17 protein-coding genes and 1 other RNA gene are annotated in these 22,378 nt (G+C 60.8%); 8 read left to right on the top strand and 10 right to left on the bottom strand.

The window, feature by feature from the left end:
* Positions 1 to 34: 34 nt before the first annotated feature.
* The 4 genes from ABLV04_RS09980 to ABLV04_RS09965 form a co-directional block, all read right to left on the bottom strand.
* Positions 35 to 3,136 carry an efflux RND transporter permease subunit gene (locus ABLV04_RS09980; RefSeq protein WP_147733273.1) on the bottom strand — a complete coding sequence of 1,034 codons (3,102 nt, stop codon included), beginning with the start codon at positions 3,134 to 3,136 and terminating at the stop codon, positions 35 to 37.
* Positions 3,133 to 4,242 carry an efflux RND transporter periplasmic adaptor subunit gene (locus ABLV04_RS09975; RefSeq protein ID WP_102004453.1) on the bottom strand — a complete coding sequence of 370 codons (1,110 nt, stop codon included), beginning with the start codon at positions 4,240 to 4,242 and terminating at the stop codon, positions 3,133 to 3,135. The genes ABLV04_RS09980 and ABLV04_RS09975 overlap by 4 nt, the downstream gene beginning before the upstream one ends.
* Before the next feature lie 74 nt (positions 4,243 to 4,316).
* Positions 4,317 to 4,931 carry a TetR/AcrR family transcriptional regulator gene (locus tag ABLV04_RS09970; RefSeq protein WP_147733274.1) on the bottom strand — a complete coding sequence of 205 codons (615 nt, stop codon included), beginning with the start codon at positions 4,929 to 4,931 and terminating at the stop codon, positions 4,317 to 4,319.
* Between the two features lie 97 nt (positions 4,932 to 5,028).
* Entirely contained in the window at positions 5,029 to 6,024 is a 996-nt protein-coding gene (locus tag ABLV04_RS09965) for an NAD-dependent epimerase/dehydratase family protein (RefSeq protein ID WP_180265598.1), read from the bottom strand.
* Positions 6,025 to 6,120: 96 nt separating this feature from the next.
* Between ABLV04_RS09965 and ABLV04_RS09960 the strand changes: the two genes are divergently transcribed.
* The 5 genes from ABLV04_RS09960 (at position 6,121) to ABLV04_RS09940 (ending at position 11,230) form a co-directional block, all read left to right on the top strand.
* On the top strand, positions 6,121 to 7,032 hold the full coding sequence (locus tag ABLV04_RS09960; protein ID WP_180265597.1) for a LysR family transcriptional regulator: 912 nt from the start codon (positions 6,121 to 6,123) through the stop codon (positions 7,030 to 7,032).
* A gap of 157 nt (positions 7,033 to 7,189) precedes the next feature.
* Positions 7,190 to 8,188, top strand: a complete 999-nt coding sequence (locus ABLV04_RS09955) for an ABC transporter substrate-binding protein (RefSeq protein WP_032453249.1) — start codon at positions 7,190 to 7,192, stop codon at positions 8,186 to 8,188.
* Positions 8,188 to 9,225, top strand: a complete 1,038-nt coding sequence (locus ABLV04_RS09950; RefSeq protein WP_032453250.1) for an iron chelate uptake ABC transporter family permease subunit — start codon at positions 8,188 to 8,190, stop codon at positions 9,223 to 9,225. The genes ABLV04_RS09955 and ABLV04_RS09950 overlap by 1 nt, the downstream gene beginning before the upstream one ends.
* On the top strand, positions 9,225 to 9,986 hold the full coding sequence (locus ABLV04_RS09945) for an ABC transporter ATP-binding protein (RefSeq protein ID WP_023290094.1): 762 nt from the start codon (positions 9,225 to 9,227) through the stop codon (positions 9,984 to 9,986). The genes ABLV04_RS09950 and ABLV04_RS09945 overlap by 1 nt, the downstream gene beginning before the upstream one ends.
* Positions 9,987 to 9,997: 11 nt before the next feature.
* A complete protein-coding gene (locus tag ABLV04_RS09940) occupies positions 9,998 to 11,230 on the top strand; it encodes an MFS transporter (RefSeq protein ID WP_180265596.1) in 1,233 nt (410 codons plus the stop codon).
* A 64-nt stretch (positions 11,231 to 11,294) separates the two neighbouring features.
* Here the strand turns inward: ABLV04_RS09940 and ABLV04_RS09935 are convergent, their stop codons facing one another.
* Both ABLV04_RS09935 and ABLV04_RS09930 read right to left on the bottom strand, forming a co-directional pair.
* Positions 11,295 to 12,326 (bottom strand): methionine synthase, encoded by a 1,032-nt coding sequence (locus ABLV04_RS09935; protein WP_023290096.1) that lies wholly within the window; start codon positions 12,324 to 12,326, stop codon positions 11,295 to 11,297.
* 23 nt (positions 12,327 to 12,349) lie between these two features.
* The gene (locus ABLV04_RS09930; protein WP_032453251.1) at positions 12,350 to 13,330 is read right to left on the bottom strand and encodes a DUF1852 domain-containing protein; all 981 of its coding nucleotides are present in this window, start codon (positions 13,328 to 13,330) and stop codon (positions 12,350 to 12,352) included.
* Positions 13,331 to 13,928: 598 nt separating this feature from the next.
* Here ABLV04_RS09930 and ABLV04_RS09925 point away from each other — a divergent pair.
* Positions 13,929 to 14,249, top strand: a complete 321-nt coding sequence (locus ABLV04_RS09925; protein WP_064154444.1) for a hypothetical protein — start codon at positions 13,929 to 13,931, stop codon at positions 14,247 to 14,249.
* Between the two features lie 98 nt (positions 14,250 to 14,347).
* Here the strand turns inward: ABLV04_RS09925 and ABLV04_RS09920 are convergent, their stop codons facing one another.
* The 3 genes from ABLV04_RS09920 to ABLV04_RS09910 form a co-directional block, all read right to left on the bottom strand.
* Complete coding sequence (locus ABLV04_RS09920) at positions 14,348 to 14,596, bottom strand: GlsB/YeaQ/YmgE family stress response membrane protein (protein WP_004203110.1); 249 nt, start codon at positions 14,594 to 14,596, stop codon at positions 14,348 to 14,350.
* A 203-nt stretch (positions 14,597 to 14,799) separates the two neighbouring features.
* A complete protein-coding gene (gene menI / locus ABLV04_RS09915) occupies positions 14,800 to 15,210 on the bottom strand; it encodes a 1,4-dihydroxy-2-naphthoyl-CoA hydrolase (RefSeq protein ID WP_023290099.1) in 411 nt (136 codons plus the stop codon).
* Entirely contained in the window at positions 15,207 to 18,263 is a 3,057-nt protein-coding gene (locus ABLV04_RS09910; protein ID WP_032453253.1) for an FAD-binding and (Fe-S)-binding domain-containing protein, read from the bottom strand. Before ABLV04_RS09910 ends, menI begins: the two co-directional genes overlap by 4 nt.
* Before the next feature lie 218 nt (positions 18,264 to 18,481).
* Here ABLV04_RS09910 and ydiK point away from each other — a divergent pair, with 218 nt between their 5' ends.
* Together ydiK and rprA are read left to right on the top strand one after the other, a co-directional pair.
* Positions 18,482 to 19,594, top strand: coding sequence for an AI-2E family transporter YdiK (ydiK, locus tag ABLV04_RS09905; protein WP_023290101.1), 1,113 nt, complete (start codon positions 18,482 to 18,484; stop codon positions 19,592 to 19,594).
* A gap of 188 nt (positions 19,595 to 19,782) precedes the next feature.
* Positions 19,783 to 19,890, top strand: an RNA gene (gene rprA / locus ABLV04_RS09900) — antisense sRNA RprA.
* A gap of 86 nt (positions 19,891 to 19,976) precedes the next feature.
* Here rprA and ppsA read toward each other — a convergent pair.
* Positions 19,977 to 22,355: a phosphoenolpyruvate synthase gene (gene ppsA / locus ABLV04_RS09895; protein ID WP_004203115.1), complete on the bottom strand. Its 2,379-nt coding sequence runs from the start codon at positions 22,353 to 22,355 to the stop codon at positions 19,977 to 19,979.
* Positions 22,356 to 22,378: the final 23 nt, after the last annotated feature.

The following is a 22,378-nucleotide window of genomic DNA, read 5'->3' as shown; positions in this document are numbered from 1 at the left end:
GGCCTGACCGCGTGCCTTGGCCCGGCAACCGAAATTACCCCTGCGGGTCCAGCGCCGGCCGTTGCGCTGCGTCAGCCGGGCGCGCCGGGCGGATGCGGAACCAGATCGCATACATGGCCGGCAGGAAGATAAGGGTCATGATGGTTCCCCCCAGCGTCCCGCCAATCAGCGTATAGGCGAGCGTCCCCCAGAAAACCGAATGCGTCAGCGGAATGAACGCCAGGATCGCCGCCAGCGCGGTCAGCAGAACCGGACGGGCTCGCTGCACCGTCGCCTCCACCACCGCGTGGAACGGATCGAGCCCCGCCTGCTGGTTATGGTGAATTTGACCAATCAGGATCAGCGTATTTCGCATCAGGATCCCCGACAGGGCGATCAGGCCCACAAGGGCATTGATGCCAAACGGCTGATTGAACAGCAGCAGCGTCGGCACCACGCCAATCAGCCCCAGCGGGGCGGTCAGGAAGACCATGACCATCGCCGACAGGGAGCGCACCTGCAGGATAATGATCAGCAGCGTGAGGGCGATCATGATCGGAAATAACGGCACCATCGCCCGGGTGGCTTTGCCGGACTCCTCGATTGACCCCGCCGTCTCGATGCGATACCCCGGCGGCAGGGAGTCGATAATGGGCTGCAGCGACGTCATCAGCGCGGTGGATACATCCGGCGGCTGCAGGTTATCCGCGACATCGCCCCGGACGGTAATGGTCGGCGTGCGGTCGCGACGACGGAGCAGGGGTTCTTCCATCCTGATCTCGACTTCACCGATCTGCGACAAGGGAACTCGCTGCCCGTCGCTGCCCACCAGGGTGAAATCGGCGATTTTCGCCGGATCCAGACGGATATCCCCCGCCGCGCGGCCGATGACCTGCACGGCGCGAATATCTTCCCGGACGGTGGTGATGGGGATCCCTGACAGCAGGAACTGCAGCTGCCGGGCGACGGCCTGGGAGCTGAGCCCACTCGCCTGCAGCCGGTCCTGATTGAGGCTGAAATGCATCACCGGCACGCGCGAACCCCAGTCGCTATTGACGGTGCGCATCAGCGGACTGGCCTGCAGCACCGATTTCACCCGATCGGCGATGTCGCGCAGGGTATGCGGATCGGGCCCCATCACCCGCCAGGCGACCGGATACGGCGAATAAGGACCAAAAACCAGCTGCGTGACGCGCACCCGCGCCTGCGGCGCCAGGCCATTGGCCACCGCCTCCCGCAGCCGCAGCTTAAGCGCCTCGCGAGAGGCCGGGCCGTCGGTCAATACCACCAGTTTGGCAAAGGAGGGGTCCGGCAACTCCGGGGCCATCGCCAGGTAAAAGCGCGGCGCGCCCTGGCCGATATAGCTGGTGACAATCTTCGCCTCCGGCTGCTGCTGCAGCCAGCGCTCAATATTCGCCGTCGCGGCGCTGGTCTGAATAATCGACGACCCGTAAGGCATCTGCACCTCAACCAGCACTTCCGGGCGATCGGAGGTGGGGAAAAACTGCTTTTTCACCACGCTCATTCCCAGTAACGCCACCATAAACAGCACCACCACCCCGGCGGCCACGCGCCATTTGCGGGCGATAACCCGGGTCAGCAGCCGGCGAAAGCGCTGATAGCGTGGGGTGTCGTACAGCGCGGCGTGGCCCGCCGCCGCGGACTTCCTCTCCGGCAGCAGGTGCACGCCCAGCCAGGGGGTAAAAATCACCGCCACAATCCAGGAGGCAATCAGCGCGATACCGACGATCCAGAACACATTGCTGGCATACTCCCCGGCGGTGGATTGCGCAAACCCGTTGGGCATAAAGCCCACCGCCGTCACCAGGGTGCCGGCCAGCATCGGCGCCGCGGTATGGCTCCAGGCATAAGCCGAGGCTTTGAGACGGTCGTACCCCTCCTCCATTTTGACCACCATCATTTCGATGGCGATAATGGCATCATCCACCAGCAGCCCCAGGGCGAGGATCAGCGACCCGAGGGTGATGCGGTCGAAGTTTTTGCCGGTGGCCGCCATCACCACAAACACTACGGCCAGGGTGAGCGGCACCGCCGCCGCGACCACCACCCCCACGCGCCATCCCATGCTGACAAAGCACACCGCCATCACCACCAGCAGGGCGACAAAGAATTTGATCATGAACTCATCGACCGCGGCGCTGATATTCACCGACTGATCGGTCACTTTCGTCAACGACATGCCGAGCGGCAGGCTCTGATTGATGCTGGCCGTTTCGGCGTCCAGCGCTTTCCCCAGCGCCAGTCCATTCCAGCCCTCGCGCATCACCACGCCGAGCAGCAGCGCCGGTTCGCCCTGATTGCGGATCAGGAAGGTGGCGGGATCTTCATACCCCCGCTCAACCGTGGCGACATCGGCGAGCTTCAGCGTTCTGCCTCCGGCAATTATCGGCGTGTCGCGGATCTGCTGCAGGCGGTCGAACGCCCCGTCGAGGCGGATAAAGATCTGCCCGCCGCGGGTCTCGATAGCCCCGGCCGCGGTCAGCACATTCTGACTGTTCAGCGCGGCAAAAATCGCCTCCGGCGAGAGCCCCAGGGTGGCAAGACGGTCATGAGAAAACGCGAGATAAATGCGCTCCGCCTGTTCGCCGAGAATATTCACTTTTTTCACCCCGGGAACATGCAGCAGCTGCTGGCGCAGGGCTTCGGCATCACGCACCAGCTGCCGGGGCGGCTCTCCCCGCGCTTTCAGCGCAAAAAGGGCAAAGGTGACATCGGCGAATTCGTCATTCATCATCGGACCGGAGACGCCGGCAGGCAGGTTTTTCGCCTCATCGCCCAGCTTCTTGCGCGCCTGATAAAACTGCTCCGGCACCTCGGAAGGCGGGGTCTGATCCTGCAGCGATAAGGTGATCAACGCCATCCCGGGGCGGGTATAGGTCTCGGTGCGATCGTACCACTTCAGCTCCTGGAGCCGTTTCTCCAGCGGCTCGGCGACCTGATCCTGCATCTCCTGCGCGGTGGCGCCCGGCCAGACGGTGATGACCGTCATTTGCTTGACCGTGAAGGGCGGATCTTCCGCCCGCCCGAGCCCGAAGAAGGCCACCAGCCCGGCGACCGAAATAAGGATAATCAAAAACAGGGTCACCGACCGCTCGCGGACGGCCAGCGCGGAGAGATTAAAACGTCCGTCGCTCATGGCTGGCTCCCGGCGGCAGTATGCTCGCGTCGTTCCGCCAGCCGCACCGTCTCGCCCTGGTGCAGCAGATGGGCGCCCAGAGCGACGATCGGCTCCCCGGGCTTCAGCGGACCGGTCACCCGCGCCGTTTCATCATTCAGGCCGACCACCGTCACCGGTTGCCAGGAGACGGTGGCCGGGCGGGAGGCAACGCGCCAGACGCCAGGGCCGTTGCCCGGATCGTAGACCGACGCCAGGGGCACCTCCAGCACCTCGCCTGGCCCCTGGTCGTTGCCGATGCGCAGGGTTACGGTAGACCCCAGCGGGGCGTTCGCCAGCGCGCCGTTCAGCACATAGCGCGCTTCAAAGGTGCGGGTAGCAGTGTCAGCTGCGTCCGAAAGCAGGCGCAGGGTTGCGGTGACCGGCTGAGATTCGCTGCCATAGCGTGTCGCCAGGGCCTCGCTGCCGACCGCCGGGCGCAGCGTCTCCGGAAGCTGCACCCGCGCTTCGCGCTGCCCCGCTCGCGCCAGGCGGATCACCACCTGCCCGGCGCTGACCACCTGCCCCGGCTCGGCGAGCGTTTCCACCACCACGCCGTCAGCATCCGCCAGCAGTCCGGCATAGCCGGTGGCGTTTTGCGCCACGTTTGCCTGCGCCTGGGCCGCGCTGAGGTCGGCTCTCGCCGCCTCTGCCGCCGCGTTGAACTGATCGAACTCCGCCGCCGAGACGGCGCCGCTGGCCACCAGGCCGCGATAGCGGGCCAGATCGTTAGCCGCCTTTTTGGCTCGTGCCCGCGCGGCGTCGACCGCCCGCTGTTGGGACTGCGCCTGCAGGGCAAGATCAGCCGGATCGAGGCGCAACAGCAGTTGACCGCGCCGGACGCTCTGCCCGGTCTCTACCAGCCGTTCAAGGACTTTTCCCGCCACCCTGAAGCCGAGGTCGCTTTGGGTACGAGCCACCACCACGCCGGTAAAGGCTCGCGAGCTGGCCTCCGCGCGCTCGACGGTGGCCACCCGCACCAGCGGCGGCCGCGTGCGGGGATCGTCATGGTCGGCAGGTTCGCCGCAGCCCGTGAGGGCCAACGGCAGGAGGCAGACGGCAAAATGGACGGCGTTGAGCCTGAGCATGGGTCACCTTAATGAAAAGACCGGTTGGTGAGCGCATTCTCAGACGAGTGACCAATAAAGTCAATAGTCACTAATCAGGGGGAGAGACTTCTCAGGATCAGGGAGGCAAGCAGCACCGCCGCGGTAGGCGCGGTGTCGAGATTGTATTGCAGCTGCACCGGGTTGATGAAAGGACACATCACCATATAGACCGCCAGGGTCGCCTCATCCAGCGGAGTTTTGCGCTCGAACTCGCCCGCCTGGCGGCCTTCGACAAGAATTTGACCAATCAGCTGCTGCAGATGACCGGCATACTGCTCCGTTGAGGGCCATTTATCGCGCGCCGCGACGGCGGCGATGTCGTACAGTTTGCGATCCTCGAAAAACAGTTCACTGCCGGCCTCGGTCAGCGCCCGGAAGAGGCGGCGCAGCTTTTCACTGGCGGAGGGGGCATCGGCGATGGCCTCGCTGACGGCCACCATGATCTTCTCCAGCCGGCTGGCGCAGATTGCCTCGCCAATCGCCTGCTTGGAGTCGAAAAACTTGTAGATATAGGCTTTGGAAAAGCCTATTGCTTTGGCGACATCGGTGACCGTGGTCTTTTCATAGCCATAGCGACTAAAGTGCGCCATGGCCGCGTCAAGAATCTGGTCGCGAACGCTGTGGTCAAGGGGGCCACGGCTTACTGGGGTAGGGGTATTTTTCGTCATCCGTTTAGCTTAATGCGATCGCTATCGTTTGACAACGAGTGACGTTATTATGATTTGGTCACAATAACGCCCCGCCCTGATCCTCTCTCTCGCCGCGTTACGCCTCACGCGCCTCATTATTTATCGCGCCGGCGGGCAGACAGCCCAGGCCTTGCAGCGTCATATGTACGGCACGATCGAGCGGGGTATGCGGCTCCGCGCCTAAAAAGGCCACCAGCTTATCGTTGCGCAGACGTACCGGCAGACGCCAGAGATAGTGCATCTCGACCATTTCGCGCAGGGTGGCGTTGAAGGGCGCCGCCAGCTTCACCAGCCACCAGGGAAAGGACTTCACTACCGCCCTGCCGCCATAGCGGGCGACCACCCGCTGGATCGCCTGGCTCATTTCGCTGCCGTCCGGGTCCCAGTGGCCCTGCATATGGAAGCGGGCAAACGGCTCAAGCTCATGCCTGCGGGCCAGCAGCGCGGCGATGGTGGCGGCGACGTCGGGCAGCCAGGCCCACTGGTGCCCCACGCCGATCGCCCCCGGTCGGCGAATGACGCCGGGAAGCTGACCGGGCCTGATCAGCCCCTGGGAAAACCAGCTATTCCCGGCGCGCGGACCAAAAAAATCCCCCGCCCGGACAATCAACGCCCGGCCGCCGCGCTGCACGTAAACCTCCAGCGCCTGCTCCATCTCCACCCGGATGGCGCCTTTGCGGGTCACCGGCTGTTGTGCGGCCTCTTCCGCAATCAGCGGAAAGGCATCCGGTCCATAGTTATAGACCGTGCCGGGCAGGACAACTAACGCCCGCTGTTGTTCGGCGGCCTGCAGGGTGTTGCGCAGCATAGGCAGTACCTGCTGCCGCCAGTGCCTGTAGCCCGGCGGATTGACCGCATGGACGATCACGTCGCAACCGGCAGCCGCCGCCGCCACCTGCCCGGCATCCAGCGCGTCGCCGGCTATCCACTGCATCCCCTCCTCGGGATCGCGCAGCTGGGCGCCGCGCTTCAGCGCCCGAACCTGCCAGTTGTCCGCCGCCAGCCGGCGGGCCACTTCCCCGCCGATGCCCCCGCTTGCTCCCAGAATAAGGACCTTGCCGCTGCTGTTCATCGTCTTTCCCCGTTCGCTAATGGATGCTTGACAGCCTACCTGCGGCTCATATCAAATGAAATTGCATATCATCATCGAGCGGCTATACATTTTTGTATGAATACCTCTATTCCCTGGGAGTGGTACCGAACCTTTCTCGCCGTCCTGCAGGAAGGCTCTTTATCGGGCGCATCGCGCACTTTGAACATCACCCAGCCGACGGCGGGGCGCCATATCGCCGGGCTGGAAGCCGCCCTCGGGCAGGCCTTATTTACCCGTTCGCAGACCGGCCTGCTGGCGACCGACGCGGCGCTGGCGCTGCAGGTGCACGCCGAGGCGATGGCCAACACCGCCCGGGCGCTGGCACGCACGGCGGCCAACTTTAGTCGCGACAGAACCGATCTGCATGGCGTGGTGCGCGTGGCCGCCAGCGAGGTGGTCGGCGCCGAGGTGCTGCCGCCGCTGATTGCCCGGCTCAGGCAGGCGTGCCCGAATATCGTCATCGAACTGATGCTCTCCAATCGGTTTCAGGATCTGCTTCACCGGGAGGCGGATATCGCGGTGCGGATGGTCGCTCCGCAGCAGGAGCAGCTTATCGCGCGGCGTCTCGGCAGGATCGAGCTCGGGCTGCATGCCGCCGATGCCTATCTGACCCGCCGGGGTCGGCCCGCTACGCCTGAGGAGCTTGACGGCCACGCGCTGATTGGTTTCGACAGCGCCACGCCCCTCGTTCGCCGGGCGCTTGAGCGCTACCCCCGTTTCCAGCGCGAGGCGTTCGCGATGCGCACCGATAGCGACCTCGCCCAGCTGAGCCTGATCCGCGCCGGGGCGGGGATCGGCATCTGCCAGGCGCCCCTTGCCGACGGCATCATTCCCCTGCGGCGAGTGCTGGCGGCCGACTTTTCTCTGCATCTCGAGACCTGGCTGGTGATGCATGAGGACCTGCGCCATAGCCCCGCCTGTAAGCGAGTATTTGATTTCCTCGCCGAGGGGTTGCAGGAGTATATTCGCGGCCCACTGGCGCGCTGAGCCACCCGCCTCGCGGGCAACTCCTTCCCTGCTGAAATAGTCACTCATTGACACTGTAAATACGGCATTGTATAAAACCCCGCCTCAATAATGAGTTTCATTTGCATTACTTCCATTTGCTGGTCATCCACTCGCCTGTTTACAAGGATAGCGTTTAATGAAGAAGGTCCTCTGCGCGTTAGGCTTGATGTTCACCGCCGTCAGTTCCGCGCTGGCAACAACCTACCCCCTGACGATTGAAAACTGTGGCTATCAGGAGACCTTCACCCGGCCGCCGGAGCGCGTGGTCGCGCTGGGGCAAAATACGGTCGAAATCCTGCTGCTGCTTGGGCTGCAAAAGCAGGTGGTGGCCAGCGCCTTCTGGCCGACCAGGGTATTACCGCAGCTGGCTGAGCAAAACGCGAAGATTAAAACCCTGACGGTGGAAATCCCGAGCCTGGAATCCGTACTGGCGCAAAATCCCGATTTCGTTCCCGCCCAGTTGCCGCTGCTGCTGGGGCCGGAAAGCAAAGTCGCCAAGCGTGAAGATCTCGCGACCGTCGGCGTGAACAGCTACGTGTCGCCGGGGATGTGCGCCACCAAAAAGGCTACCGGCGATATGTACGGCAGCCGGCAGAAGCTGTGGGACATGACCTGGCTGTATCAGGAAATTAGCGATTTTGCCCGCATTTTCAACGTGGAAGATCGTGGCCAGGCGCTGATCGCCGATTTCAAAAAACGTGAAGCCGACCTGCGTCAGGAGTTCGGTAAAAGCAAAAAAGATCTCTCCTTCGTCTTCTGGTTCTCCAGCGCCTCGCCGTCGGCCGATGCCTATGTCGGCGGCAAAAACAGCGCCTCCGGCTTTATCGCCAGCGTGCTGGGCGGACATAACGCCATTACCGCCGAGACCGAATGGCCCACGGTAAGCTGGGAGAGCATCATTGCCGCCAACCCTGACGTGATCGTGGTCTCAAGCCTGGATCGTAACCGCTGGGCGCTGGATAAGGCCGAGGAGAAGATCAAATTCCTCAAAAGCGATCCCGCCGTCAGCCAGCTGGAGGCAGTGAAAAAAGGCCATATCGTGGTGATGGACGGCCAGGCGATGAATCCGACCATCCGCACCCTTTACGGCGCGGAACAGGTGGGCGAACAGCTGAGAAAAATGGGGCTTAACTGATGAGCGTCGCCGTGCTTCAGACGCGCCGCAGCATGCTGCTCACCGGCTGGTGCGTCGTGGCAGTGTTCGTGCTGGCGCTGGTGATAGCGGTAGGCGTCAGCGTTGGCGAACTGCCCATCCCGCTGCACAACGTCTTTTACGCTATCAGCAATAAAACCGGCTTAACCGCGGTGCCTCTCAATCGTATCTACGAGAGCGTCATCTGGGACTTCCGCCTCAGCCGCGCCCTGGTCGCCGCCTGCTGCGGCGCCGGCCTGGCTATCTGCGGCGCCGTGCTGCAAAGCCTCCTGAAGAACGCCCTCGCGGAGCCCTACGTACTCGGCGTCTCCGCCGGGGCCTCCACCGGCGCGGTATCAATCGTGGTGCTGGGCCTTGGCGCCGGGGCGATCTCCCTCTCCGCCGGGGCGTTTGCCGGAGCCTTCGCCGCCTTCGCCTTTGTCGCCTTTCTGACCAACGGCGCGCGCGGCGGCAATGAGCGCACCATCCTGGCGGGCGTCGCCGCCTCGCAGTTATTTAACGCTCTCACGGCCTACACCATCAGCACCTCCGCCAGCGCGCAGCAGGCGCGCGATGTGATGTTCTGGCTGCTGGGCAGCTTCAGCGGCGTCCGCTGGCCCGAATTCCAGCTGGTCCTGGTAGTGGTTCTTGCGGGCCTGGCGGTCTGCCTGTGGTATGCCCGGGCGCTGGACGCATTCACCTTCGGCGACGATGCCGCCGCTTCGCTGGGCATTGCCGTGCCGCGCGTGCGCCTGATCCTCTTCACCACCGCGGCGGTGATCACCGCCACCATCGTCAGCATGGCCGGCTCGATCGGCTTTGTCGGCCTGGTGGTGCCCCACGTGATGCGCTTCTTCTTTGGCCCGCTGCACCGGACGTTGCTGATCGCCAGCGCGCTGGCGGGGGCGATCCTGATGGTGCTGGCGGACATTGCCTCGCGCCTGCTGATTGCCCCGCAAAGTCTGCCGGTCGGGGTGGTGACCGCTCTGGTTGGGGTGCCTTTCTTCGCCGTGATTATCTACCGCTCAAGGAATAAGTGATGAGTATTTGCGCTGAAAATATCACCTGGAAGGCAGGCAAAAAGGTCATCGTCAATACGGTCTCGCTGCGGGTGTCGCGCGGCGAAACGGTGGGACTGCTGGGGCCCAACGGCTGCGGCAAATCCTCGCTGCTGCGGGTTCTGGCGGGCCTGCGCCGCCCGGATGCGGGTCGCGTCACCCTCGACGGCCAGGACATCGCCAGGATGGCGAAAAAGCAGCTCGCCCGCCGGGTGGCGTTCGTCGAGCAACACGGCATGACTGAGGCCAATATGCGGGTGCGCGACGTCGTGCGCCTGGGGCGTATTCCGCACCACTCGCCGTTCTCAAACTGGAGCGCTCAGGATGACGAGGCGGTCACCGCCGCGCTGCAGCGGGTGGCGATGCTGGAGAAAAGCGACCAGGGATGGCTGAGCCTCTCCGGCGGCGAGCGGCAGCGGGTGCATATCGCCCGCGCCCTGGCGCAGAACCCAAGCGAGATCCTGCTGGATGAACCCACCAACCATCTGGATATTCACCATCAAATGCAGCTGATGCAGTTGATCAGCGAGCTGCCGGTGACCAGCATTGTGGCCATTCACGATCTTAATCATGCCGCGATGTTCTGCGATTCGCTGATCGTGATGCAGCAGGGGCAGATCCTCGCCAGCGGGACGCCGGAGGAGATTTTGTCCGAAGCGCTGCTGTGGGACGTTTTCCGGGTGAAAACCAAAATCGAGATCTCCCCGTACCACGGTAAAAAGCACATTCATTTCATCGTTTAGGTTTGGCGTATATGCCTCTCTTCTCCCTGCGCCCTGCGGCGACCCTCTGGCCTCCCGTTTTACTGGGAAGCCAGTTCGTTTTTAATATTGGCTTTTATGCGGTCGTCCCTTTCCTTGCCCTCTTCCTGCGCGACGAGATGCTGCTCTCCGGCGGGCTTATCGGCCTGATCCTCGGGCTGCGCACCTTCTCCCAGCAGGGCATGTTTATCATCGGCGGGACGCTGGCCGACCGCTATGGCGCTAAGGCGATCATCCTCGCCGGCTGCGTGGTTCGCGTCGCCGGCTATCTGCTGCTGGCGTGCGGCACAACGCTGGAGCCTATTATCCTCGGCGCCTGCCTGACCGGCGTCGGCGGAGCGCTGTTTTCTCCGTCGATCGAGGCCCTGCTGGCGCGGACCGGTACCCACAGCCAGGCCAACGGAAAACGCAGCCGCGCCGAGTGGTTTGCGCTGTTTGCAGTGTGCGGTGAACTGGGGGCGGTTATCGGACCGGTGGCCGGAGGGCTGCTGAGCGGGATCGGCTTTCGACATATCGCCCTCGCCGGCGCGGGGCTATTTCTTCTGGCGCTGCTGGTGCTCTTTTTCTGTCTGCCCGCCGACGGGCAGCGGACACAAACGCGCAGCCGGGTGCCGTGGTGGACCCCTTTGCGTCAGCCGCGCTTTGTCGCGTTTATTATCGCCTACAGCTCATGGCTGTTGAGCTATAACCAGCTGTACCTCGCCCTGCCGGTGGAGATCCAACGCGCCGGAGGCCGTGAGCAGGATCTGGCGCCGCTTTTTATGCTGGCCTCGCTATTGATTATTACCCTGCAGCTTCCTCTCGCCCGTTTCGCCCGACGTATTGGCGCCGTGCGCATTCTGCCGGTGGGCTTTCTGCTGCTGTCGGCTTCTTTTGTCAGCGTGGCGTTATTCGCCGCCTCGTCGCCCGCCGAAGGCTGGCTGCGATTATTGCCGTCGGCCTGCTTTGTCACGCTGCTCACCCTCGGCCAGATGCTGCTGGTGCCCTCAGCCAAGGATCTGATCCCGCTGTTCGCCGAGGAGTCGAAGCTGGGCGCCCACTACGGGGCGCTCGCCACGGCGGGGGGTTGCGCGGTGTTAGCCGGGAATTTGCTGCTCGGCCATATGCTGGACCAGGCGCTCACCCCCTCGCCGCAGGCGGTCTATCCCTGGCTTCTGCTGGCGCTGTTTCCGTTGTGCAGCGCCGTGGCCCTGCGGGCGATCTGCCGCCCGCTGGCGGCAACCTGACGCTGAGCGGGCAACGGCCCGCTCAGGAAGTTAACCGGGGGAAGCGCACGGAGGCCAGCCCGCCTTATTGTGCCGCCAGCTCGCGGCGAACGATCTCGGCGCCGGCGCTTAAGGCGTGCAGTTTGCCGGTCGCAACCTGGCGCGGCAGCGGCGCCATACCGCAGTTGGTGGACGGATAGAGCTTGTCGGCATCGACGAACGCCAGCGCCTTGCGCAGGGTAGCGGCCACCTCTTCCGGGGTTTCGATAGCATGGCTGGCCACATCGATGGCTCCGACCATCACCTTTTTACCGCGGATCAGTTCCAGCAGATCCATCGGCACCCGCGAGTTGTGGCACTCGAGAGAGATAATATCTAGGGACGATTTCTGCAGCTGTGGGAAGGCCTCCTCATACTGACGCCACTCAGAGCCCAACGTTTTTTTCCAGTCGGTATTGGCCTTGATGCCGTAGCCGTAGCAGATATGCACCGCCGTCTCGCACTTCAGCCCTTCGGTGGCTCGTTCCAGCGCGGCGATCCCCCAGTCGTTCACCTCATCGAAGAAGACGTTGAAGGCCGGCTCATCGAACTGAATAATATCGACCCCGGCGGCCTCTAACTCTTTCGCTTCCTGATTGAGGATTTTGGCGAACTCCCAGGCCAGCTTTTCCCGGCTTTTATAGTGGTTGTCATACAGCGTGTCGATCATGGTCATTGGGCCCGGCAGCGCCCATTTAATCGGCTGACTGGTGAGCTGACGCAGATAGCGCGCGTCCTCAACGAAGACCGGTTTCTGGCGCTCCACGGCGCCCACCACGGTTGGAACACTGGCCTCATAGCGGTTACGAATTTTCACGATCTCGCGTTTGGCAAAATCAACGCCGCTGAGGTGCTCAATAAAGGTGGTGACAAAGTGCTGCCGCGTTTGCTCGCCGTCGCTGACAATATCGATCCCGGCCCGCAGCTGGTCGTCGAGGGACAAACGCAGGGCGTCGCGCTTGCCGGCCAGTAATTCTTCGCTGGACAGTTTCCAGGGCGACCACAGGGTCTCTGGCTGCGCCAGCCAGGAAGGTTTCGGTAAACTGCCGGCGGTCGATGTCGGAAGCCATGTTTTCATAATCAGTAGCCTTTTATTTTGGTTTAGCAAAGCGCGAAGTTAGCAGACCATTGCTCAAGCAACGTCTTGTGCGGGTTGATAAAATGTTGTTGTGTAAATTTACCCTGCTCTATCGCCAACAGGCTGCGCTCTTCCCGGTCATAAACAATTTTGGTGACGGAATGATCCAGGTGATTGAGATTGGGCTGATAGTATTGCCCCGCCGCAGAATTCGCGTTGTAGATCTCCGGTCGGTATATTTTCTGAAACGTCTCCATCGTGCTGATGGTCGCGATCAGCTCCAGGCTGGTGTAATCGCTGAGCAGATCGCCGGAAAAATAGAAGGCCAACGGCGCGACGCTATGTTTTGGCATAAAATAGCGCACCTGCAGCCCCATTTTGCTGAAATAGCGCTCGGTCAGCGAGACGCCTTCCTGGGCATATTCAATGCCGAGGACCGGATGTTCGTTGCCAGTGCGACGGTAAACATCTTTGCTGGATACGCTCAGGCAAATCACCGGCGCCTTGCTGAAGCTGGTCTTATAGGCGCTGGATTGCACGAAATCCTTAAAGATATTGCCGTGCAGCTCGCCAAAGTTTTCGGGCACGCTGAAGCGGTTTTGGTCTTTATTATGCTCCAGCAGCAGCACGCTAAAATCATAATCCCGCACATACGAAGAGAAGTTATTGCCGACGATACCGGCATGGCGCTCACCGGTTTTTTTATCGACAATATGCGTTTGCAAGATCTCTATCACCGGAAAACTGGCGGCATCCTGAGCAATATTCATCTCGACAGAAATAATATCCAGTTCCACCGCATAGCGATCGTTGTAGGGATTATCCCAGTGCGCCAGGGTATTAAACCGGTTATTCATCATGATTAACGTATTGCGCAGATTGTCCTGACGGCTCTCCCCTCTGGCCAAATTGGCAAAGTTGGTGGTAATACGCGTATTTTCCGCAGGGTTATAATTTTCATCAAACCGGCTGCGCTTAATCGTATAGGTAAATTCGTTATTCATGGCGATTGTCCATCCTGGTGTCGGGCATAAAGCGGAATAAGCGGAGTATTTTCCACAGGCGACGCAGAGTCAGACCTGGCGCGCTTCAACCGGTAAATGTTGTTGATTCGTTAATGGGTCTATTTTTGCCAGAGTCGGTGATGGAGGGAAAGCGACTTAAATTCATTGCAACATGAGCTATCCTCATGTTGCTCCGCTAAGCGCCAGGTGTACTCGAGGTATCGTCATGATGCCATGGTCAGGGGCGGCAGTTCAGGCCACGTCAGGCTAATAAACGTTTGTGGTGTGAATGTATGCCAGGGTACAATCTTTAACCACTATAATACGTGCTTTAACATAGCCGTCGTACCCGTTTAGCTGGAGCTTTTGTCGTACAGAATGATTGTTGATATCAGTATTATGTCGATGTGCATGGCCGTGCTGCTGATTATGAGCGTACTGCTGAATTAAGAGGCTCCCGAACACAATGACACCCGCTCTCATCTGACCTTCACATTCGCGAGGAATAAAGGAGATTCAGAGGATTCGCGCCGCACGGGATTGTCCCGCCTGCCGCCGCCCTCTACTCTTTTGGTACTTGTTAATCGAGGAATACCAGATGAAAAAAGCTCTCCTTGCCCTGTTCGCTATCGCCGCCGTGGCCGCCGCCAGCGCGTTTGCCGCCGATAAAACCGACGCCCCGACGCCCGTTGTCGACAACGGCGGTCGTCCTCCGCTGGAGATGGGTCATGGCCCCCAACCGCCGTTCCCGCCACCGTTTCCGCCGCGCAAGCCGGTGCTGTTTTCAGCAACGGTCGCGACCGATACGCCGGCGGAAACCATTAACAAACTGACCGCCCTGATCCCCACCGGTCAGGCGAAGCACTACGAAGTTCACGTTGAGGTGGTGCCGGTTGCGGAGGATGCCGACGGGAAATAGCCCTGGCGTGGGCGCTCTGCCTGAGTCCTGAGATAATAAAAAAGCTGCCGCTTATCGCGGCAGCTTTTGTTAGCTTGAATAAAACAGAATGCAGAAAATTAGCTGCGCACTTTACGGTAGATAAACAGCACGACCAGCGCACCGATTACCGCCACCACGAAGCTGCCGAAATTAAACCCGTCGACTTTGCCAAAACCAAAGAAGGTACTGATCCAGCCGCCGACCACGGCGCCGATGATCCCCAGAATAATGGTTACAATAAACCCGCCGCCGTCTTTCCCCGGCATAATCCACTTGGCTAAAATACCGGCAATAAGTCCAAAAATGATCCAGGAAAGAATACCCATGGTTAACCGTCCTCTTGTTACCTTTAAGCATTTCGTATTGAAAAGAGTAGCATATATAACGAGATTGGATCGGTAATAATCTATTTATTAGATAATTTCTTGCCGCCGCGCGGTAGCGCTGCTGGCCTGATGTTTCGCGCTGACGGCCCCGCCCCCGCTTATTCCCCTGAAAAAAGGGAGGCTATTCGCCTCCCGGTCATGACTTATATTACCGCGGTGGTTAGCCGCGATGAACAGCATAATCGCGACTGTTCGTCGAAGATTTCAATTTGCCAGACCTGGTGGCGAGTCCCGACGTGCAGCGCTTTGCACACGCCCCGCACCCGGCCCCCGCGCGCCGAACGAATGTGGTTGGCGTTAACCTCCAGCCCCACCACCTTCTGTTCGCCTTCGCTGCACAGATAACCCGCCACCGACCCCAGCGTCTCCGCCAGCACCACCGACGCCCCGCCGTGCAGCAGGCCAAACGGCTGCTGTGTGCGGCCATCCACCGGCATGGTGGCCTCCAGCGTATCGTCGGTAAAGGTCTCAAAACGAATATCCAACAGCCCTACCATGTTTCCCTCACCGAGCCGGTTGAGCTGCTCCAGCGTGGCCTGACGTTTCCAAATCATCCGATTATCTCCAGTAACGCCTGCAGCGGGTGGCGAACGCCGCTGCCTTCAATGCGCTTCACCTGGCTGCGGCAGGAGTAGCCCGTCACCAGACAGCGGTTACGCGGCAGCCGCTGCATCGCCTGCTGCCAGGAGAGCGCGTAAATGGCCAGCGAGTTGGCATGGTTTTTCACTTCATGACCATAGGTGCCTGCCATCCCGCAGCACCCGACGCTGACGTTTTCCAGCTTCGCGCCGAAGTGGGCAAAAATCTCTGCCCACTGCTTCGTCGCCGCCGGCAGCGCGGTCACTTCCGTACAGTGACCGAACAGGTACCAGGGCTCGCCGCCCGGATCGGGACGGGCGTCGGCGGTCAGGACCTTCGGCAACCACTCATGGACTAACAGCACCTGAAAATCGCCGCGCTTGTCGCCAAGCGTTTGCTTGTATTCATCGCGGTAGCAGAGCACCAGCGCCGGATCGACGCCGACCAGCGGCATACCCAGCTGCGCCACGCGGTTAAGGAAGTCTGCCGTTTTCTGCGCGGTGCGCGCGAAGCGGGTCAGGAATCCTTTAATATGCTGCGCCTTGCCGTTCGGCGAGAACGGCAGCAGCACCGGCTGATAGCCTAAGGCCTCAACCAGACGGATAAAGTCAGCCACCACCTGGGCGTCGTAATAGCTGGTAAAGGGATCCTGTACCACCAGCACCATCTTCGCTTTCTGCTCGGCGCTCAGCGCTTCGAGCTGCTCAAGGGTCATGTTGGCGGAGCGGTGGCCGGCCATCTGCTGCTTCAGCGACGGCGCCGAGAGCAGCGGCAGATCGACCATCCCGATATGCTTCTCCGACAGCTTTTTCAGCCACGGCTGGTTCATGAAGAAGTTAAAAGTCTTCGGCGCCTGGGCCATCAGCGGCGCATAGGACTCCACCGACGCCACCAGATGATCGCGCACCGGCCGCAGATAGCGGCTGTGGTACAGCTGCAGGAAGCGTGAGCGGAACTCCGGGACATCGATTTTGATCGGGCACTGGGTCGAACAGGCTTTGCAGGCCAGACAGCCGGACATCGCCTCTTTGACCTCGTGCGAGAAATCATATTCCCCTTTGCGCGCATGCCAGCTGTTGCGCGTGCGCGCCACCAGCGAGCGCAGGCTAACGCCCTGCTCCGGCAGCGCCTTCTCCAGCTGATTGGGATCGACGCCGCGATCCGCCAGCAGACGCAGCCATTCGCGGACCAGCGTCGCCCGCCCTTTCGGCGAGTGGATGCGCTGGTTGCTCACCTTCATCGACGGACACATCGGGCTTTTTACGTCAAAGTTGAAGCACAGCCCGTTGCCATTACACTCCATCGCCCCGCGCCAGGCGCTGCGCACCGCGATAGGGATCTGCCGATCCCAGGTGCCGCGCTTCACCGCGTCGACTTTCATCATCGGCGCGTCGATCCCTTCCGGCGGACAAATTTTCCCCGGGTTCAGGCGGTTATCCGGATCGAAGACCGCTTTGATCTTCCGCAGCTCGCCGTACAGCGCCTCGCCAAAGAATGCCGGGCTGTACTCGGCGCGGAAGCCTTTGCCATGTTCCCCCCACAGCAGACCGCCATATTTCGCCGTCAGCGCTACCACATCGTCGGAGATCTGCTTCATCAGCACCTCCTGCTGCGGATCGCACATGTCCAGCGCCGGGCGCACGTGCAGCACCCCGGCGTCGACGTGGCCAAACATGCCGTAGCTCAGGCCGTGGCTGTCGAGCAGCGCGCGAAACTCGACGATATAATCCGCCAGGTGTTCGGGCGGGACGCAGGTATCCTCGGCAAAGGGGATCGGCTTGGCGGCGCCTTTGGCATTGCCCAACAGGCCTACCGCCTTCTTGCGCATGGCGTAGATGCGCTCCACACCATCAAGATCGTGACAGACCTGCCAGCCGATGACCCCCGCCTCGCTGCGGGCCATCAGCTCGTCCAGACGCTGGCACAGCGTGGTGACCTGCTGGTCAATCAGCGCCGCGTCATCCCCGGCGAATTCGACGATATTGAGCCCGAGCATCTCTTTATCCGGTACGTCGGTGATCAGTTCGTTCACCGAGTGCCAGACGATATCCTCGCGCGCCAGATTGAGAACTTTAGAGTCGACGGTCTCCACCGACAGGGCCTTGGCCTCCACCATAAAGGGCGCATTTCGCAGCGCAGAGTCAAAGGAGTCATATTTGACGTTGACCAGCCGGCGTACCTTCGGCAGGCGGGTAATATCCAGCCGCGCTTCGGTGATAAACGCCAACGTCCCTTCCGAACCGGTTAAAATACGCGTCAGGTCGAACTCGCTCATCTCATCGTTAAAGACGTGGCGCAGATCGTATCCGGTGAGGAAGCGGTTGAGTTTGGGAAACTTATCAATGATTAGCTCGCGCTGCGCCTTGCAGCGCTGGTAGACCGTGTTGTAAATCCGCCCTATCGTCGAGGGCGTATTGCCAAGCGTCTCCGCCAGCGCCACCGGCACCGCCTGGGTATCGAGGATATCCCCGCCCATCAGCACCGCCCGCAGGCCAAGCACGTGATCCGACGTTTTACCATACACCAGCGATCCCTGACCGGAGGCGTCGGTGTTTATCATCCCGCCCAGGGTGGCGCGGTTGCTGGTGGAGAGCTCAGGCGCAAAGAAGTAACCATAGGGTTTAAGAAACTGGTTCAGCTGATCTTTGATGACTCCGGCTTCGACGCGCACCCAACCCTCTTCGGGGTTGATTTCAATAATGCGGTTCATATAGCGGGACATATCGACGATAATTCCGCCGTTCAGCGCCTGGCCGTTGGTGCCGGTGCCGCCGCCGCGCGGGGTGAAGATCAGCGATTTAAAGCGTGGTTCGGCGGCGACCCGCGCCAGTAACGCTACGTCTGCCGTGGAACGTGGAAACAGGACCGCATCCGGCAGCAGCTGATAGACGCTGTTGTCGGTGGCCATCGTCAGCCTGTCGGCATAGCTGGTGGCGGTATCGCCGGTAAAACCCTGTTGCTCCAGTACCTGCAAAAAATTCAGCACCAGTTGAACTACCCCTGGCGCCTGAGAAATTTGTGGGATCATCACACTTGACCCTGCCTGACTATGTTGTGTTTGAAAATATTGTGTTGGTGCTAACTAAACGTTTGCGTAGCGCATTCAACTTTTTATCACATTTTTTTCATATGCGCCCACGTGTTTTCTGTGCAAAATCAGCCCGGCAAAATTATTGATATTATTATCAGTACATGGATTTACGCGGCGCCAGCTTTTTGGCGCGACTGGAAAGGTAAAAATTCTCTATGATTAACCCCCATCAGCCTCGGGACATACCGCAAATACTGCTGTCGGTGCTGTTCCTGGCCCTGATTATCATATCCTGCCTGTGGGTTGTGCAGCCGTTTATTCTGTCCTTCGCCTGGGCCGGCACCGTGGTGATCGCCACCTGGCCGGTGCTGCTGCGTCTGCAGCGCGTGCTGTTCGGCAAACGGATGCTGGCGGTGCTGGCGATGACCCTGCTGCTGTTTTTGCTATTCGTGATTCCTATCGCTCTGCTGGTCAACAGCCTGGTGGATAACAGCGTTCCGCTGATCAAACTCATCAGCAGCGGAAATGTGACGCTGCCGGATTTCGCCTGGCTCAACAGCGTGCCGCTGGTCGGCGATAAGCTCTACGCCGCCTGGCATGGCCTGCTGGATATGGGCGGCTCGGCGATTATGGCCAAGGTTCGCCCCTACATTGGCACCACCACCAGCTGGTTTGTCGGTCAGGCGGCGCACATCGGCAAGCTGCTGGTCTACTGCGGCCTGATGCTGTTATTCAGCGCGCTGCTTTACTGGCGCGGCGAGCAGGTAGCCTACGGTTTTCGCTATTTCGCCACGCGCCTGGCGGCTAAACGCGGTGACGCCGCCGTGCTGCTGGCCGGCCAGGCCGTGCGCGCCGTGGCGCTGGGCGTGGTGGTGACGGCCCTCACTCAGGCGGTGCTGGGCGGGATCGGCCTTGCCATCTCCGGCGTGCCCTACGCCGCCCTGCTGACCGTGGTGATGATCTTTACCTGTCTGGTCCAGCTCGGGCCTTTGCTGGTTCTGGTGCCGTCGATTATCTGGCTTTACTGGAGCGGGGACACCACCTGGGGCACTGTGCTGCTGGTGTGGAGCTGCGTGGTCGGCACCATGGACAACGTTATCCGTCCGGTGCTTATCCGTATGGGCGCCGACCTGCCGATGATCCTCATTCTTACCGGCGTCATTGGCGGGCTGATCGCCTTCGGCATGATCGGCCTGTTTATCGGTCCGGTGCTGCTGGCCGTCTCCTGGCGCCTGTATGACGCCTGGGTGCACGAAGTGCCGCCGCCGCCGAAAGACCCCGATGTCGTGCTCGAAGAGCTCAGCGAGCTGGAGGCCGGGCGCAAGTAATGCCCTGTCAGGCGGGGGGACCCGCCTGTCTCCCCCAGGACAATTGTTAAGCAAAATTTATTGATCGCCGGCAAAACGCCAGCCTTGTATGCCCCGCACCCGCTTTTACCCTCCCGGTCCTTCACAACAATTTAACTATTGAGAGGAATCTGATCGACGGCAAAGGCCCCGCTGCCTACTATTAGCTCACGGTTATAAATCAACACCTTGATTTATAAGCATGGAAATCCCCTGAGTGAAACAACGAATTGCTGTGTGTAGTCTTTGCCCATCTCCCACGATGGGCTTTTTTTTGTCCTGCGCATCGCGACGCCGGGCGGCCTGACACCGACAAAAAAAATCCCCGGCATCGCTGCCGGGGATCTGTACTGTCAGGGCGAACTTATTTATTCAGTTCCGCCAGACCTAACCAGGTTTGCACCACGGTATCCGGGTTGAGGGACAGGCTATCAATCCCCTCCTCCATCAGCCAGGCGGCGAAATCTTCATGGTCAGACGGCCCCTGGCCGCAGATGCCGACGTATTTACCCTGCTGCTTCGCCGCGCGGATCGCCATCGACAGCAGCGCTTTCACCGCGTCGTTGCGTTCATCAAACAGCTCAGAGACCACGCCGGAGTCGCGGTCCAGACCGAGCGCCAGCTGGGTCATGTCATTCGAGCCGATGGAGAAGCCGTCGAAGTACTCGAGGAACTGCTCGGCCAGCAACGCGTTCGACGGGATCTCGCACATCATGATGATCTTCAGCCCGTTCTCGCCGCGCTTCAGCCCCTGACGCTCCAGCTCTTCGACCACCGCTTTCGCCTGGGCGACGGTACGGACGAACGGCACCATCACTTCGACGTTGGTCAGCCCCATGTCGTTACGCACGCGCTTCATCGCTTCACATTCCAGCGCGAAGCAGTCGCGGAAGCTTTCGGAAACGTAGCGTCCGGCGCCGCGGAAGCCGAGCATTGGGTTCTCTTCTTCCGGCTCATAGCGCTCGCCGCCCACCAGGTTGGCGTATTCGTTCGACTTGAAGTCAGAGAGGCGCACAATCACCCGTTTCGGATAGAAAGCGGCGCCAAGGGTGGCGATCCCTTCGGTCAGGCGGCCAACGTAGAACTCTCTCGGCGAATCGTAGCCTTTCATCAGCTCGCGGATTTCGTTCTGCAGACCCGGCTCCTGGTCGTCAAACTCCAGCAGCGCGCGCGGGTGAACGCCAATCATGCGGTTGATGATAAATTCCAGCCGCGCCAGACCCACGCCTTCGTTCGGCAGGCAGGCGAAGTCGAAGGCGCGATCCGGGTTGCCGACGTTCATCATCACCTTCAGCGGCAGATCCGGCATGTCGCCGACGCTGGAGCTCTTGACGCTGAAGTCCAGCAGCTCGGCGTAGACATAGCCGGTGTCGCCTTCGGCGCAGGAGACGGTCACGTTCTGGTTTTCCTGAATGCGATCGGTGGCATCGCCGCAGCCGACCACCGCCGGAATACCCAGCTCACGAGCGATGATCGCCGCGTGGCAGGTACGTCCGCCGCGGTTGGTGACGATCGCCGAGGCTTTCTTCATGATCGGTTCCCAGTCCGGGTCGGTCATATCGGTAACCAGCACATCGCCTGGCTCAATGCGGTTCATCTCGCTGATATCGTGGATCACCTTCACTGGACCGGCGCCAATGCGGTGGCCGATGGCGCGCCCTTCGGCGATGATCTGCCCCTGAGCGTGGAGGGTATAACGCTCCATCACCTGGCCGCGGGAACGCACGGTTTCCGGACGCGCCTGGACGATAAACAGCTTACCGGTGTGGCCATCTTTCGCCCACTCGATATCCATCGGACGGCCGTAGTGCTTCTCGATCTGCACCGCCTGCTTCGCCAGCTCCTGCACCTCCTCGTTGGTTAACGAGAAGATATCGCGCTGCGCCTGCGGCACATCTTCGATACGCACCTGCTTGCCGTGCTCCTGAGTCGGCGCGTAAACCATGCGGATCTTTTTCGACCCCATGGTGCGGCGCACGATCGCCGGGCGGCCAGCGGCCAGCGTCGGTTTGTGGACGTAGAATTCGTCCGGGTTCACCGCGCCCTGCACCACCATCTCGCCCAAACCCCACGCCGAGGTGATAAACACCACCTGGTCAAAGCCGGATTCGGTATCGATGGAGAACATGACGCCGGAGGAGGCTAGATCGGAGCGGACCATCCTCTGCACCCCGGCGGAGAGCGCCACGCCGCGGTGATCGTAACCCTGATGCACGCGATAGGAGATCGCGCGATCGTTAAACAGTGAAGCAAACACGTGCTTCACGGCAACGAGCACGGCGTCAAAGCCCTGCACGTTGAGGAATGTCTCTTGCTGCCCGGCGAAGGAGGCGTCCGGCATATCTTCCGCGGTGGCGGAAGAGCGCACGGCGAATGAGGCCTCGGCGTCATCGGCGGACAGCAGGTCATAAGCATCGCGAATCGCGTTTTCCAGTTCGCTCTGGAAGGGGGTATCGATGATCCACTGTCGGATCTGCGCGCCCGCTTTCGCTAATGCGGAAACGTCGTCAATGTCGGTTTCATCCAGCAGCGCATAAATGCGCTGGTTAACACCGCTTTGGTCCAGGAACTGATTGAAAGCATCAGCGGTGGTGGCAAACCCGTTAGGTACGGACACACCCATACCGGACAGATTCGTAATCATTTCACCAAGGGAGGCATTTTTGCCCCCAACTCTGTCTACATCATTCATGCCGAGTTGGTTATACCAAAGCACCAGCGGTGACGAGCCATTGTTGGACATCGAGACAATCCTTTTGTGATTTA

The sequence above is a fragment of the Klebsiella sp. JN_Kp127 genome, from assembly GCF_040062505.1.
Taxonomy (GTDB): domain Bacteria; phylum Pseudomonadota; class Gammaproteobacteria; order Enterobacterales; family Enterobacteriaceae; genus Klebsiella; species Klebsiella quasipneumoniae.
Note: the sequence above shows the minus strand (reverse complement) of the source record. Positions and strands in the feature narration are given on the sequence as shown.

What these genes read in the sequence shown, in the direction of transcription:
- ABLV04_RS09980 (WP_147733273.1), bottom strand. Translation starts at nt 3,136, where the DNA reads ATGAGCGACGGACGTTTTAATCTCTCCGCGCTGGCCGTCCGCGAGCGG.
- ABLV04_RS09975 (WP_102004453.1), bottom strand. Translation starts at nt 4,242, where the DNA reads ATGCTCAGGCTCAACGCCGTCCATTTTGCCGTCTGCCTCCTGCCGTTG.
- ABLV04_RS09970 (WP_147733274.1), bottom strand. Translation starts at nt 4,931, where the DNA reads ATGACGAAAAATACCCCTACCCCAGTAAGCCGTGGCCCCCTTGACCAC.
- ABLV04_RS09965 (WP_180265598.1), bottom strand. Translation starts at nt 6,024, where the DNA reads ATGAACAGCAGCGGCAAGGTCCTTATTCTGGGAGCAAGCGGGGGCATC.
- ABLV04_RS09960 (WP_180265597.1), top strand. Translation starts at nt 6,121, where the DNA reads ATGAATACCTCTATTCCCTGGGAGTGGTACCGAACCTTTCTCGCCGTC.
- ABLV04_RS09955 (WP_032453249.1), top strand. Translation starts at nt 7,190, where the DNA reads ATGAAGAAGGTCCTCTGCGCGTTAGGCTTGATGTTCACCGCCGTCAGT.
- ABLV04_RS09950 (WP_032453250.1), top strand. Translation starts at nt 8,188, where the DNA reads ATGAGCGTCGCCGTGCTTCAGACGCGCCGCAGCATGCTGCTCACCGGC.
- ABLV04_RS09945 (WP_023290094.1), top strand. Translation starts at nt 9,225, where the DNA reads ATGAGTATTTGCGCTGAAAATATCACCTGGAAGGCAGGCAAAAAGGTC.
- ABLV04_RS09940 (WP_180265596.1), top strand. Translation starts at nt 9,998, where the DNA reads ATGCCTCTCTTCTCCCTGCGCCCTGCGGCGACCCTCTGGCCTCCCGTT.
- ABLV04_RS09935 (WP_023290096.1), bottom strand. Translation starts at nt 12,326, where the DNA reads ATGAAAACATGGCTTCCGACATCGACCGCCGGCAGTTTACCGAAACCT.
- ABLV04_RS09930 (WP_032453251.1), bottom strand. Translation starts at nt 13,330, where the DNA reads ATGAATAACGAATTTACCTATACGATTAAGCGCAGCCGGTTTGATGAA.
- ABLV04_RS09925 (WP_064154444.1), top strand. Translation starts at nt 13,929, where the DNA reads ATGAAAAAAGCTCTCCTTGCCCTGTTCGCTATCGCCGCCGTGGCCGCC.
- ABLV04_RS09920 (WP_004203110.1), bottom strand. Translation starts at nt 14,596, where the DNA reads ATGGGTATTCTTTCCTGGATCATTTTTGGACTTATTGCCGGTATTTTA.
- menI (WP_023290099.1), bottom strand. Translation starts at nt 15,210, where the DNA reads ATGATTTGGAAACGTCAGGCCACGCTGGAGCAGCTCAACCGGCTCGGT.
- ABLV04_RS09910 (WP_032453253.1), bottom strand. Translation starts at nt 18,263, where the DNA reads ATGATCCCACAAATTTCTCAGGCGCCAGGGGTAGTTCAACTGGTGCTG.
- ydiK (WP_023290101.1), top strand. Translation starts at nt 18,482, where the DNA reads ATGATTAACCCCCATCAGCCTCGGGACATACCGCAAATACTGCTGTCG.
- ppsA (WP_004203115.1), bottom strand. Translation starts at nt 22,355, where the DNA reads ATGTCCAACAATGGCTCGTCACCGCTGGTGCTTTGGTATAACCAACTC.